Origin of the sequence: Pseudomonas putida W15Oct28 (assembly GCF_000708715.2) — a bacterium.
In the GTDB taxonomy this organism is placed as follows: Bacteria; Pseudomonadota; Gammaproteobacteria; order Pseudomonadales; family Pseudomonadaceae; genus Aquipseudomonas; species Aquipseudomonas putida_R.
Genome location: NZ_JENB01000019.1, coordinates 85,913 through 99,275, shown reverse-complemented (window position 1 = coordinate 99,275; position 13,363 = coordinate 85,913). Strand labels below are relative to the sequence as shown.

The 13,363-nt window shown below is 65.2% G+C and carries 9 protein-coding genes and 1 pseudogene; 9 read left to right on the top strand and 1 reads right to left on the bottom strand.

Features of this window, described 5'->3' with window-relative positions:
* Positions 1–101: 101 nt before the first annotated feature.
* Positions 102–2,318, bottom strand: coding sequence for a TonB-dependent receptor (locus AK81_RS15420; protein WP_043200194.1), 2,217 nt, complete (start codon positions 2,316–2,318; stop codon positions 102–104).
* Positions 2,319–2,579: 261 nt separating this feature from the next.
* Here AK81_RS15420 and AK81_RS15415 point away from each other — a divergent pair, with 261 nt between their 5' ends.
* From AK81_RS15415 to AK81_RS15375, 9 genes and pseudogenes are all read left to right on the top strand, one after another.
* Positions 2,580–3,626, top strand: coding sequence for a LacI family DNA-binding transcriptional regulator (locus tag AK81_RS15415; RefSeq protein WP_043200193.1), 1,047 nt, complete (start codon positions 2,580–2,582; stop codon positions 3,624–3,626).
* A gap of 84 nt (positions 3,627–3,710) precedes the next feature.
* A complete protein-coding gene (locus tag AK81_RS15410) occupies positions 3,711–4,601 on the top strand; it encodes a LysR family transcriptional regulator (RefSeq protein ID WP_043200191.1) in 891 nt (296 codons plus the stop codon).
* 264 nt (positions 4,602–4,865) lie between these two features.
* Positions 4,866–6,002 (top strand): acyl-CoA dehydrogenase family protein, encoded by a 1,137-nt coding sequence (locus tag AK81_RS15405; RefSeq protein WP_043200189.1) that lies wholly within the window; start codon positions 4,866–4,868, stop codon positions 6,000–6,002.
* A complete protein-coding gene (locus tag AK81_RS15400) occupies positions 5,999–6,943 on the top strand; it encodes a D-isomer specific 2-hydroxyacid dehydrogenase family protein (RefSeq protein WP_043200188.1) in 945 nt (314 codons plus the stop codon). Before AK81_RS15405 ends, AK81_RS15400 begins: the two co-directional genes overlap by 4 nt.
* 24 nt (positions 6,944–6,967) lie before the next feature.
* A complete protein-coding gene (locus AK81_RS15395; RefSeq protein ID WP_043200187.1) occupies positions 6,968–7,762 on the top strand; it encodes a class II aldolase/adducin family protein in 795 nt (264 codons plus the stop codon).
* A 154-nt stretch (positions 7,763–7,916) separates the two neighbouring features.
* Positions 7,917–9,545, top strand: coding sequence for an ABC transporter substrate-binding protein (locus tag AK81_RS15390; RefSeq protein ID WP_043200184.1), 1,629 nt, complete (start codon positions 7,917–7,919; stop codon positions 9,543–9,545).
* Positions 9,542–10,492: an ABC transporter permease gene (locus AK81_RS15385; RefSeq protein WP_043200182.1), complete on the top strand. Its 951-nt coding sequence runs from the start codon at positions 9,542–9,544 to the stop codon at positions 10,490–10,492. Before AK81_RS15390 ends, AK81_RS15385 begins: the two co-directional genes overlap by 4 nt.
* A 2-nt stretch (positions 10,493–10,494) precedes the next feature.
* Positions 10,495–11,385, top strand: a complete 891-nt coding sequence (locus AK81_RS15380; RefSeq protein ID WP_043200180.1) for an ABC transporter permease — start codon at positions 10,495–10,497, stop codon at positions 11,383–11,385.
* A pseudogene (locus AK81_RS15375) lies at positions 11,382–12,964 on the top strand (dipeptide ABC transporter ATP-binding protein). Before AK81_RS15380 ends, AK81_RS15375 begins: the two are co-directional and overlap by 4 nt.
* Positions 12,965–13,363: the final 399 nt, after the last annotated feature.

Here is a 13,363-nt window from a genome sequence, read left to right as displayed (position 1 = left end):
GCAAAGCGGCCCCAGCAATATTTGCAGCGGCGCTGAAACTCTGGGGCTGCTATGCAGCCCTTTCGCGACGCAAGGCCGCTCCCACAAAAAGCGGTGGCGCGTCAGAAATCTTTGCGCAGCTGCACGCCGAAGTAGCGCCCGTCATCCCGCGGTACCGAGCGGTAGATGTAGTCGCCGCCGCTGGCCAGCATCTGCGCGTACGATTTGTCGCCCAGGTTCTTGCCCAGCAGGGCCACGCGCCAGCCGTCGTTGTAGTCGGCCAGGGCAATGCTGGCATTCCAGATGCCATACGCGCCCTGCACGGTGTCCGGGTTCTGGTCGAGGCTGAACTGCACGGCGTCCTGCCAGCTGTAATCGCTGCTCAGCTCCACATCCAGGCCGTTGTCCAGCGGGATCACGTAATCGGCGCGCAGGTAGGTCTTCCAGTCGGGCGTGAACGGCAGGCGGCCGCCGTCGATGTTGCAGTTGGCCGCCGCGCCCGCCGGGCAGTTGAAGTGGTCGACGCGGGCCTTGGTGTAGGCCACGGCTGTCGACAGCTTCAGGCGCGAGGTGGCCTGGAAGCTGGCATCCAGCTCCACACCCTGGGTCTTGACCTTGCCGGCGTTGACCAGGCGGGTCACCACCTGGTTGGCCACGGTGTCGAAGAAGTTGGCCTGGTAGTTGTCGTAGTCGGTGTGGAATACGGCCAGGTTGGCGGTCAGGCGATTGTCCAGCGCCGTGCTTTTCAAGCCGATTTCGTAGGCATCCGAGGTTTCGGGCTTGAGCGCCCCGGTGTCGCGCGGCTGCATGTTGAAGAACACGTTGTAGGCTGGCCCTTTATAGCCGCGCGAGTAGGTGACGTAGCCGGTCAGGTTGTCGTTGAAGTCGTATTGCAAGCCGGTCCGCCCGCTCCAGCCGTCCTCGTCCACCGAGCCGGAACTCGCGGTCGAGGGCTGGATACCGGTCACTGCGGTGGCCGAGCTGGAGACGCGACGATGGTCGTACTCAAGGTCGTCGTGGGTCCAGCGCAGGCCGAAAATGGCACGGAAGTCGTCGGTGAAGTTGAAGGTGTTCTCACCGAACAGCGCGACACTGTCGTTGGTGGTGGAATAGTCGGCGCGGCCAGTGTTGGCCACGCCGCCATTGACCGACAGCCGCTGGTAGGTCTCGTTGGACGTGCCATGCATGTAGAAGGCGCCGAGCACGTATTCGTTGAACTGCCCTTTGGGCGACGTCAGGCGAAACTCCTGGCTGTACTGGTCATAGTCCACCGTGCCCTTGTCATGGGACGCCGTCACCGGCAGCAAGGCGCGGCGGTCGCCGTCCTGGTACTGGGTATTGTCCCAGCCCCGCCAGGCGCTGATCGACGTCAGGGTGTAGTCGCCCAGCTGCCAGTCCAGCTGCGCCGAAAGCCCCTGGTTCTCGTCCTCGACGTGGGTCTTGAAGTCGCTGTTGATGTCGCGGTTGTGAGCGCTTGGCGCCACCGGGCGCAGCTGGTTGGCGAATGCGGCGCTGGCGCTGGTGATCACGCCGCTGGGCAAGGTGTCCTCACCCTTCATGTAATCGGCAATCAGGGTCAGGCGCAGGGCTTCGTTGGGTTCGAACTCCAGTTTGCCGCGGGCGCCTTTGCGTTCGTAGCCATTGACGTCGTGGCCATTGGCAACGTTCTCGACATTGCCGTCGTAGTCGCCCCACAAGGTGCTCAACGACCCCTTCAGTTGCTCGCTCAGGCGCCCGCCAATACCAAAGCGCAGTCGGTTTTCGTCGCCACCACCAAAGTGCGAATAGTCCACATAGCCCTGGGTCTGTTCGGGGATGGCCTTGCTGACCACGTTCAGTACACCAGCCGAGGCGTTCTTGCCAAACAGCGTGCCCTGCGGCCCGCGCAGTACCTCGATGCGTTCAAGGTCGAGCAGGTCGAGGGTCGACTGGCCCGGGCGTCCGAACACCACGCCATCGACCACCGTTGCCACGGTTGGCTCGACGCCGGGCGAGGTCGAAATGGTGCCCACACCACGGATGAACAGCGAGGTGTCCTTGTTCGAGGCGCCAGCGCGGTAATTGAGGGCAGGCACCTGCTGGACGATGCTGGCAACGTTGTTGCGGTTGTCTCGCTCCAGCTGTTCGCCATCGATAACCGACACTGCCACCGGCACTTCCTGCAGCGTGGCTTCGCGGCGCGTGGCGGTCACGGTGACGGCGCCCAATGCAGTGGCCTGCGGAGCCGCTGCTTCGGCCGGCTCGGCGGCCTGGGCGCCTTGGCCAAAAGCGGCCAGCAGGATGGCTGCGGCCAGCGGCCGACGTTGCGTAGCGGGGAATGCTGTACGGCTTTTCTGCATGGTGCTCACTGCCTCGGGAAACCAGACCAGGCCCCCTTCTGACGGGGCCGACACGAAGTTGCTGCGGTTGTCTGGTCTCGCTCGTGCGAGTGGCAGGCGCTTGCCAACAGCTGCGCTTGTTAGCGCTAACATGAGCAAGTATCGGAGGGCTTCGCTTAGCACGTCAAATACTTAAAAGTCAGATTGATATGCAATAAAGCTATTTGCCAAGCGCCGTTCCGTTAGCGCTACCATCGCGCCATTTCCCCAGGAGGCAGCCCGGTGAGCCAGGCCAAGGATCCCCCCCGCAAGCGCCGCGGCGCAGGCCGTGTCACCCTCGCCGAGGTGGCACGGGCCGCTGAGGTTTCGGCCATCAGCGTGTCGCGCTACTTCAACCAGCCAGACCAGGTTTCGCCGCCTTTGCGCGAGCGCATCGAAGCCGCCGTGCAGGCGCTGGGCTATGTGCCCAACCTGGTGGCCGGGGGGCTGGCGTCTGCCCGCGGGCGCATTGTCGGGATGGTGATACCGAACATCTCCGGGCCGATCTTCGCCCAGACGATCCAGGCGTTCAGCGATACCCTCAGCCGCCATGGCTACCAGTTGTTGCTGGCGTCCAGTTACTTCAGCGAAGCGCAGGAAGAAAGCGCGGTGCGGGCCTTTCTCGGCTGGTCGCCGGCAGCGTTGGTGGTGACCAGCCATTTCCACAGCCCGGCCACCGAAAAAATGCTGGCCGACGCAGACGTGCCCGTGGTGGAAATCTGGGACTACCGCCCTGAGCGGTCGCCCTTGCAAGTGGGTTTCCTTCATCATCAGGTGGGCATGCAGGCCTGCCGCTACCTGCTGGACAAGGGCCACCGGCGCATCGCTTTCGTGCAGAACAGCGCGGCCGGCGATTTAAGTGCGCTGGAGCGGCGCGATGGCTATATCGAGGCGTTGCGGGAAGCCGGGCTGGAGCCGTGGGTGTTCGTGCCCTCGGCCGACTGCGCGCCGTTCGAGGCGGGGAAGCAGGCCATGGAAGCGCTGATCCGCCGCAACCCACGGCCCGAGGCGATCATCTTCGCCAACGACAACCTGGCTGCCGGCGCCCTGCTGGCGGGCCAGCGCGCCGGTTTGCGCCTGCCGCAAGACATGGCCATTGTCGGCTTTGGTGACTACCCCTTTGCCGACATGCTGCTGCCCAGCCTGACCACACTCCGCCCGCCTTCGCGGGAAATTGGTGAAATGGCGGCGTTGCGCGTGCTACAGCACCTCGGTGTGGTGGCGTGTGAGGGTGAAGTGCAGCGGCTGAACCTGTTGGCGTGTGAGTTGATTGCCCGCGAGAGCGCATGAGGTGCACAGGTGCTGTGACAATCCGGCCATTGAGGATTATTCTCCTCTGGTATGTCCCACCGCCCCAATATGTGAGCGCCGAATATGAAAATCGATGACATGGACGCCTTCGTGGCGGTCATCCGTTGCCAGTCGACCAACCTTGCCGCCGAGGCCCTGCAACTGACCCAGCCGGCCATCACCCGCCGGGTGCAGAACTTCGAGGAAGACCTGGGCGCCACCCTGCTCGACCGCAACACCAAACCGCTGAAACCAACCCCCATGGGCCTGCGGGTGTACGAGCAGTGCAAGGCCATCTTGCGTGAGATCGACTCGCTGCGCGAGCTGGTGGCCAACGACGGGGCCCCGTCCGGTACCCTGCGCCTGGGCGTGCCGCAAACCCTTGGCGATGTGGTGCTGCTCGATGCCTTGGCACAGATTCGTGAAACCTACCCCGACCTGCGCACCCAGGTCACCAGTGGCTGGGGCAGCAGCCTGATTGCACGCATGGAAAACGGCGAGCTGGATGCCGCGGCGGCACTGTTCCCGCCCGGCAAGATCTTCCCCGAGGGCATCGCCAGCCAGTCGATCGCCCGCATGCCGCTGCGGGTGGTAGCGGCCAAGGGCAGTACCGGCAAACGCAGCCTCAAGCTCAAGGACTGCTACACCCGTGGCTGGGTGCTCAACCCCGATGGTTGCGGCTTTCGCGCCGGGCTGCAGCGCGCCCTGAGCGAACAGGGGCTGAGGCTGTCGATCAACCTGGAGACCTTTGGCACCGAGCTGCAGCTGGGGCTGGTGGCCAATGGGCAGGGGCTTGGGCTGGTGCCCGAACCCTTGTTGCAGAACAGCCGACACCGCGATGCGCTAGACGTGGTCAACGTGACGGACTTCAAGCCGCAGGTGGATTTGTGGCTGTTCCACCCACGCTACCTGGGCAACCTGCAAGAGCCGGTCGAGCTGTTTGGCCGGGTGGCCGGGCAGCAACTGTGCGGGTGAGCTAATAGCGCAATCCCTTATGGGAGCAACTGTCCTGATCAAAATCTAAAGGTTTGCGCGATCACTGTGGGAGCGGCCTTGCGTCGCGATTGGGCTGCGTAGCAGCCCTAGCAATTCACCAGCAATAAAATAACTAACACGCATAACCAAATACAAATGTAATTCTCACAATTAATAATTAGCATAGAACCAAAAAGACTTTTACAGCGGTCATTCATACGAATACGGTCTTAGAAACCCACCGTGTTCCAGGGATGAATACCCATGAGTCACCCCCCTTCCGCCAGCGCGCTTGTCGAACTCACCCAGGCCCTGGCCGCCAACGCCGAACGCTATGACCGCAGCGGCCAGTTCCCCGCCGACAACTTCGACCTGCTGCACCGCCACGGCCTGCTGGGTTTCACCGTGCCCCGCGCATTGGGCGGCGGTGGCGCCGACCTGGCCAGTGCGCGCCAGGTCATCGCCGCGGTCGGCAAAGGTTGCCCGTCCACCGCACTGATCCTGGTGATGCAGTACCTGCAGCACTTCCGCCTGCAGGACGAAGACCGCTGGCCCGAGCACCTGCGCCTGCAGGTGGCCCGCAACGCGGTGGCCGATGGCGCGCTGATCAACGCCTTTCGCGTCGAACCAGAACTGGGCACACCCGCCCGTGGCGGCCTGCCGGCCACCGTCGCCCGGCGCACCGCCGAAGGCTGGCGGTTGTCCGGGCGCAAGATCTACTCCACTGGCAGCCATGGCTTGACCTGGTACCTGGTCTGGGCCCGCAGCGACGACCAGGACCCACTGGTGGGCGGCTTCCTGGTGCACAAGGACACCCCGGGCATCCGTATCGTCGAAGACTGGGACCACCTGGGCATGCGCGCCACCTGCAGCCATGAAGTGCAGTTTGACGAGGTGCTGATCCCGCTCGATCATGCCGTCAGCGTCAGCCCGGCCAGCGCACCGCGCGCCGAGCTCGACAGCACAGCCCTGCTGTGGATGGCGGTGTTGCTGCCTGCGCTGTACGACGGGGTGGCCCAGGCCGCACGTGACTGGCTGGTACAGTTCCTGAACCAGCGCACGCCGTCCAACCTCGGTGCACCGCTGGCCAGCCTGCCACGTTTTCAGGACGTGGTCGGCCGCATCGACACCTTGCTGTTCGCCAACCAGAGCCTGTTGAATGCGGCCGTGACCGGGCAGGTCGACCCGCGCCACGCCGGGCAGCTCAAGCACCTGGTCAGCCGCAACGCCATCCAGGCTGTGGAACTGGCCATCGAGGCTGCCGGCAACCCTGGCCTGTCGCGGCGCAACCCCCTGGAGCGGCACTACCGTGATGTGCTGTGCAGCCGCATCCACACGCCTCAGGACGACGTTGTGCTCGGCCATGTCGGCCGTGCCGCCCTGGCGGAGGTGGCGGCATGAGCCACTCGATCATCGCCAGCCAGCTGGACGCACCGGCCAACCAATACCTGCGTGATCGGCTGCCCGACCATGAGGTGATTGATATCGCCCCGGGCCAGTTGCAACTGGACGTACCCGCCGATGTGTTCATCGTGCGCCCGATCAATGTACGCGGTAACCGCGTGGACAACCCGCCAGCGGGCTGGCCGTGGTCGTTGCGCTGGGTGCAGGTGGTGTCCTCGGGCATCGACTTCTACCCCGGCTGGGTGTTTCAGGGCCCGCCGGTCACCAGTGGCCGCGGCGCCAATGCCGAGCAGGTGGCCGAATTCGCCCTGGCCTTGGTGTTTGCCGCGGCCAAACAGCTGCCGGGCCTGTGGGTCAAGGACGCCGACTGGCGCCTGACCCCGCTGGCCCCGGTGCGTGGCCGCACCTTGGGCATCTTCGGCTTTGGCAGCATCGGCCAGAGCCTGGCACGCAAGGCAAACGCCCTGGGCATGCCGGTACTGGCGCTGAACCGCCCAGGCCAGCCCATTGCCGAGGTGCCGGGCGTGCAGCGCGTCGACAACCTGCAACAGCTGTTTGCCGGCAGCGATCACCTGGTCATCGCCGCCCCGCTCACCCCCGCCACCCGTGGCCTGATCGACCGCCAGGTGCTGGCCCACGCCAAGCCCGGGCTGCACCTGATCAACATCGCCCGTGGCGGGCTGCTGGACCAAGAGGCCTTGCTCGAAGCTCTGGACAACGGGCTGATCGGCCGCGCCAGCCTTGATGTCACCGACCCCGAACCGTTGCCGGCAGGCCACCCGCTGTACCACCACCCACGGGTCTTCCTGTCGCCGCACACCTCGGCGATTTCCGAGGACGGCTACCCCGCGCTGCTCGAGGCATTCCTCGACAACTTTGCCCGTTACCGCGAACAGGCGCCGCTGCTCAACCTGGTCGACACCCAGCGCGGCTACTGAACCCATACCTATTTGGAGAACACCATGACTGCACTGTCTGTCGTCACCGCCCCGGAAAACACCGTACGCCAACGGGTCAGCGCCGAAGAATGGGAGGTGCGGGTAAAACTGGCGGCGGCCTACCGCCTGGCCGCACTGTTCCGCTGGACCGACCACATCTACACGCACTTCTCGGCACGTGTGCCGGGGCCTGACGAGCACTTTCTGATCAATGCCTTCGGCCTGCTGTTCGACGAAATCACCGCGTCCAACCTGGTGAAGGTGGACGTGGACGGTACCATCATCGACGACCCGCTGGGCCTGGGCATCAACCAGGCGGGTTATGTGATTCACAGCGCGATCCACCGCGCCCGGCATGACCTCAAGGCCGTGCTGCACACCCACACGCGCGATGGCGCGGCGGTGTCGGCCCAGCGCGACGGCCTGCTGCCGATCTCGCAGCACGCCCTGGCGTACTACAGCCGGGTGGCCTACCACGACTACGAAGGCGTCGCCCTGGACCTGGACGAGCAGCAGCGGCTGGTGGCCAACCTGGGCGACAGCAACATCCTCATCCTGCGCAACCATGGCCTGCTGACCGGGGGTATCAGCGTGGAGCATGCCTTCCGTGAGCTGCACGGGCTAGAACGTGCCTGCAACATCCAGGTAGCGGCGCAGGCCGGGGGCAATGACCAGTTGCTGCACGCTGCGCCGGCGGCGATTGCCAAGGTGCATGAGCAGTCCAAGCGGTTTTCCGACGGGTTGGGTGAAGGGATACAGCGGCATTGGGATGCCTTGATCCGGCAACTGGATCGGGAGGGGCTGGATTACCAGAACTGACAAATTTTCTGTGGCCTGACCCGGCCTCTTCGCGGGTAAACCCGCTCCCACAGGGACTCCACAACGTCCGAAAACTGCGCAGAACCTGTGGGAGCGGGCTTGCCCGCGAAGAGGCCAGAACAGGCAAAAACAACCCTCACTGAAGGAACGCCCAATGCCCCCATTCCACCTGGCCAGAAGCCTGCTGGCCTGCGCCACCCTGGCCTTCACACTCGCCGCCTGCTCCCCCGCCAGCGAAGATGCCACCAGCAAAACCCTGAACATCGCCTTCTGGGGCGACAACACCACGCTGGTCAGCGTCGACCCGTTCCAGGTCTACTGGCTGGAGCACCGCGTACTGCTGCGCAACGTCGCCGAATCGCTCACCGACCAGGACCCGGCCACAGGCCGCATCATCCCTTGGCTGGCCAGCAGCTGGGAGGTCAGCGACGACGCCCTGCAGTACACCTTCCACCTGCGTCAGGACGTCTCCTTCAGCAACGGCGAGCGCTTCGACGCCCAAGCCGTGAAAAACGCCTTCGACAGCAACAAGGCCTTCGCGGCACAACTGCCTGCCACGTTCGGCGCCACCTACCTGGCCGGCTTCGACCATGCCGAAGTGGTCGATCCGTTCACCGTGCGCCTGGTGCTGTCACGGCCCAACGCCGGCTTCCTGCAGGCCACGTCCACCACCAACCTGGCGATCCTCGCCCCGGCCTCCTACGCGCTCAGCGCCCAGGAGCGTTCGCTGGGCAAAATCATCGGCACCGGCCCGTTCATCCTCGAACACTACACCCCGGAAGTCGGCGCGCGCCTGGTCAAGCGGGCGGACTATGCCTGGGCCTCGGCCAACGTCAAGAACCCCGGCGCCGCCCACCTGGACCGCGTGGAGATCAGCTACATCCCCGAAGAAAGCGTGCGCAACGGCCTGTTCCTGCAAGGCAAGGCCGACATCCTCTGGCCACGCAACCCGTTTTCTGAAGTTGACCTGAAGCTGTTCCAGGCAAAAGGCGCGACCATCCAGAGCCGCTCCTTGCCAGGCCCGGCACTCAACCTCTACCCCAACACCCGCAACGACCGCCTGCTGGGCGACCGCCAGGTGCGCCTGGCCCTGCAGAAGGCCATCGACCGCACCAGCTACGCCCACACCGTATACAACGCCGAATTCCCGGTGGTGACCGGGGTGTATGACGTGACCACGCCGTACTTCAAGCCCCAGGCCGACAAGCTGGCCTACGACCCACAGGGTGCCGAACGCCTGCTGGACGCCGCAGGCTGGAGCAAGGGTGACGACGGCTACCGGCACAAGGACGGCAAACGCCTGACCCTGCGCTACAACCTCACCCCCGCCGAAAGTGCCGGCGATGTGCTGGTGCAGGACCAGCTGCGCAAGGTAGGCATCGACCTCAAGCTGAACGTGCTGACCCGTGCCGAATGGGTGGCCGGCAACGCCTCGGGCAACTACGACCTCACCTCCACCTACATGACCCGCGCCGACCCGATCATCCTGCAGACCATCCTCGACCCGCGCGCTGCCAGCAGTGCCACCTTGGCCACCAACACTTACGAGCCACACACCCTGGCCAAGGCGCAAACCTTGTTCGATAACGGCATTACCGCCACCCGCGACGAACAACGCGCCCAGGCCTACGGCCAGTTGCAAGACCTGCTGGTTGACGAAGCCTCGGCGTTCCCGCTGTACGAGCGCGTGTGGCAAGCCGCCACCGCACCACGGGTCAAGGACTTCCGCTGGACAGCCGAAGGCTTTGCCTTCCTCAGCGACATCCAGGTCGCGCAACCATGAACCGCTACCTGATCGGCCGCATCGGCCAGGCGCTGCTGGTGTTGTGGGGCGCCTACACCATCACCTACTTCATCCTCTACCTGCTGCCCGGTGACACCCTGGCGATCATGCTCAGTGCATCGGGCATGGAAGCCGATGGCCTGTCGCCCGAGGACCTGGCCAAGGCCCGTGCCTACTACGGGCTGGACAAGGGCATTTTCGAGCAGTACTTCGACCTGCTGTGGCGGGCCGTGCACGGCGACCTGGGCCAGTCGTTGTCACTGAACCGGCCGGTGACCGCGCTGCTGGCCGAGCGCCTGCCGCAAACCCTGGCCCTGGCCGGCTTTGCCATCGTGCTGTCGTTACTGGGTGGCATCGGCCTGGCCTACCTCACCGCCTACCTGCAATGGCAACCGCTGAAAGTGGCGCTGTCGCGCCTGCCCTCACTGGGCTTTTCGGTACCGGTGTTCTGGATGGGGCTGCTGCTGATCCAGGTGTTCGCCTTTGGCCTGGGCTGGTTCCCGGCCACCGGCAGCCAGGGCTTTGCCAGCCTGGTGCTGCCGGCCGTGACCCTGGCCATCCCCAGTGCTGCGGTGTACGCGCAGGTGTTGCAGCGCGGCTTCCAGAGCGTATGGCAGGAGCCGTATATCGCCACCGCCTTCGCCAAGGGCCTGAGCCGCGCACAGGTTCAGGCGCGGCACGGCCTGCGCAATGCGGCCCTGCCAATCCTTACCTTGGTCGGCTTGCAGGTGGGCAACACGGTGTCCGGAGCAGTGCTGGTCGAGACCATTTTCTCGCGCAATGGCGTTGGCCGCCTGGCCCAGGAAGCCGTGCTGCGCCAGGACATCCCAGTGGTGCTGGCGATTGTTGCTGTGTCGGCGGCGGCCTTCGTGCTGGTGAACCTGATCGTCGACCTGCTGTACCCGTACCTTGACCCCCGCATTGCCCACGCCACGAAGGTGACCTGACCATGACCGCCGATACTCACCCCCTGCGTGCCGCCGCCCCACCAGCCACCTGGAAGCGCCGCACACGCCTGCAGCGCCTGAGCCAAACCCTCGCCCCTTTGTTAGCCCGCCCGGGCTTCAGCCTGGCGCTGCTGGTGGTGCTGTTCGCCCTGCTGGCGGCTCTGGCGCCGCATTGGCTGACCAGCTTCGACCCTTACGCCACGTCCCCCGCCGACAAGCTACGGGCACCTGGCGCCGTCCACTGGTTTGGCACCGACGAGCTGGGCCGCGACCTCTATACCCGCGTGGTGTATGGCGCCAGCCTGTCGGTGCAGGCCGCATTGCTGGCGGTTGGCATTGCCCTGGCAGGCGGGTTGAGCCTGGGCGTACTCGCCGGGTTTGCCGGCGGGCGCCTGGATGCCGCCCTCATGCGCCTGGTCGATGTGCTGCTGGCCCTGCCCGGCCTGCTGCTGGCCCTGGCCATTGTCACCGCCATCGGTTTTGGCACGGTGCCGGTGGCGATCGCGGTCGGCGTCGGCATCATCCCCGGCTTTGCCCGCACCACCCGCGGCGAAGTGCTGCGGGTCAAGACCCTGCCCTATGTCGAGGCCGCGCGCCTGGGTGGCGCCAGCTGGCGCCGCACCTTGCTGCGGCATGTGCTGCCCAATGCCTGGGGGCCGGTGGCCGTGCTGGCCACGCTGGACTTCGGCGCCGCCATCCTGGCCACGGCCGGCCTGAGTTTCCTCGGTTTTGGCGCAGCACCGCCAGCGGCCGAATGGGGCACCCTGATTGCCAACGGCCGGCATTTCCTGATCACCGCCCCCTGGGTGTCGCTGCTGCCCGGCCTGTTCGTGGTCGCCGTGGTCTTCAGCCTCAACCACCTTGCCCGCACCTTCGAGGAGCACCCACGATGAACGACCAGCCATTGCTTGTGGTACGCGACCTCTGCATCAGCTATCACGCTTCCGGCCAGGCCACGCAAGCCGTCCGGCACCTTGCCTTCAGCCTGGCCCAGGGCGAGACCGTGGCCATTGTCGGCGAGTCCGGCTCGGGCAAGTCGACCTTGGCCAACGCCCTGCTCGGCCTGCTACCGGGCACGGCGCGCATAGACAGCGGTCAGCTGTGGGTCGACGGGCTGGATGTAGTGCGCGCCAGCGAACGGCAGAAGCGCCAGCTGCGTGGGCGTACCGTCGGCCTGGTGCCGCAAGACCCGATGGTCAGCCTTAACCCCACCCTGCGCATCGGCCAGCAGATCGGCGAGGCGCTGGTGCTGGCCCAAGGCGGCCGCTCGCGCAGCATTGATGCCGATGTGCTGGAATTGCTTGCCCAGGTTGGCCTGGACAACCCGGCCATGCGCGCCCGCCAGTACCCGCACGAGCTGTCTGGCGGCATGCGCCAGCGGGTGCTGATCGCCATCGCCCTGGCGGGCAACCCACGCCTGATCATCGCCGACGAACCTACCAGCGCGCTGGACGTGACGGTGCAACGCAAGATTCTCGATCACTTGCAGCGGCTGGTGGCCGAGCGTGGCATCTCGTTGCTGATCATCACCCACGACCTGGGTATGGCCACCGACCGCGCCGACCGCCTGCTGGTGATGAAGCAGGGCGAACTGGTAGAGCAAGGCCCACCCGCGCAGATCGTGCAAGCCCCGCAGCACCCGTACACCCGCGCCCTGCTCAACGCCGCTCCGGCATTCAGCGCTCGTCGCCAGCCCCGGCAACTGGCACCGGGCGCAAAGCCGATCCTCAGCCTGCAGGGTGTTGGTAAAACGTTCGAGTTGCCCAAGGTGAAAGGCCAGGACAACCGCTTTGTCGCGTTGCAGGGCCTGGACTTGCAGGTTCACACGGGGCAAACGCTGGCCATCGTCGGTGAATCCGGTTCGGGCAAAAGCACCGCCCTGCGCATTGCCCTGGGCCTGGAAGCGCCCAGCCAAGGCCATGTGCTGTTCGACCAGCAGGATGTCACGGGCCACGGCTGGCGCCAGTTCCGCCCCTTGCGCCGACGCATGCAACTGGTACAGCAAAACCCCTTCGCCGCACTCGACCCGCGTTTCACGGTGTTTGACAGCATCGTCGAGCCGCTGGTGTCGTTTGGCCTGCTCAAAGGCGCGGCACTGGAGCCCATTACCTTGACCGCCTGCCCCGCGAACTGTCTGGCGGCCAGCGCCAGCGGGTGGCCATCGCCCGGGCGCTGGCACTACAGCCAGAACTGTTGCTGCTCGACGAGCCGGTCAGCGCGCTGGATGTGTCGGTGCAGGCACAGATTCTGGCACTGCTGGATGAGCTGCAACGGGAGCTGGGCATGACTTATGTGCTGGTGTCGCATGACCTGGCGGTGGTGGCGAGCATGGCCGACCAGGTGCTGGTGCTGCGCCAGGGGCAGGTGGTGGAGCGAGGGACGGTGGCGCAGGTGTTCGACAGGCCGACGAGTGAGTACACGCGAGAGTTGATTGCCGCTGTCCCCGGGCGGTTGGTCACTGTTGCGGCTTGAGCTTGAGGGCCTCGGGGGCTGCTTTGCAGCCCATCGCGACGCAAGGCCGCTCCCACAGTGGACCGCGTTTCCTCAAAGCAACGCGGCCCCCTGTAGGAGCGGCCTTGTGTCGCGAAAGGGGCGCAAAGCGCCCCCAGAAATCTCAGGTCAGCCCCAAATTTAAAATGCGCAGTAATCATCATTAAATATGTCTATTATTTTTTAATTTTATAATTAGCATAGAACCACAAAGCCTTTCACAACCCCACCCCACACCCGCTAAGGTCACTCCAGACCGACCCCATTCCTGGCGGAGGCCGTCCACCTCGACCACGCCAGGAGCCTCGCGCGCATGCACCTCTCTCTCCCACAACCCTGCTTCATCTTCGCCTACGGGCCAGGTGACGCATGGCTGTCCCC

Coding starts and splice junctions, on each gene's coding strand:
- AK81_RS15395 (WP_043200187.1), top strand. CDS start 6,968: ATGACTGCACTGTCTGTCGTCACCGCCCCGGAAAACACCGTACGCCAA.
- AK81_RS15380 (WP_043200180.1), top strand. CDS start 10,495: ATGACCGCCGATACTCACCCCCTGCGTGCCGCCGCCCCACCAGCCACC.
- AK81_RS15385 (WP_043200182.1), top strand. CDS start 9,542: ATGAACCGCTACCTGATCGGCCGCATCGGCCAGGCGCTGCTGGTGTTG.
- AK81_RS15410 (WP_043200191.1), top strand. CDS start 3,711: ATGAAAATCGATGACATGGACGCCTTCGTGGCGGTCATCCGTTGCCAG.
- AK81_RS15420 (WP_043200194.1), bottom strand. CDS start 2,318: ATGCAGAAAAGCCGTACAGCATTCCCCGCTACGCAACGTCGGCCGCTG.
- AK81_RS15405 (WP_043200189.1), top strand. CDS start 4,866: ATGAGTCACCCCCCTTCCGCCAGCGCGCTTGTCGAACTCACCCAGGCC.
- AK81_RS15400 (WP_043200188.1), top strand. CDS start 5,999: ATGAGCCACTCGATCATCGCCAGCCAGCTGGACGCACCGGCCAACCAA.
- AK81_RS15390 (WP_043200184.1), top strand. CDS start 7,917: ATGCCCCCATTCCACCTGGCCAGAAGCCTGCTGGCCTGCGCCACCCTG.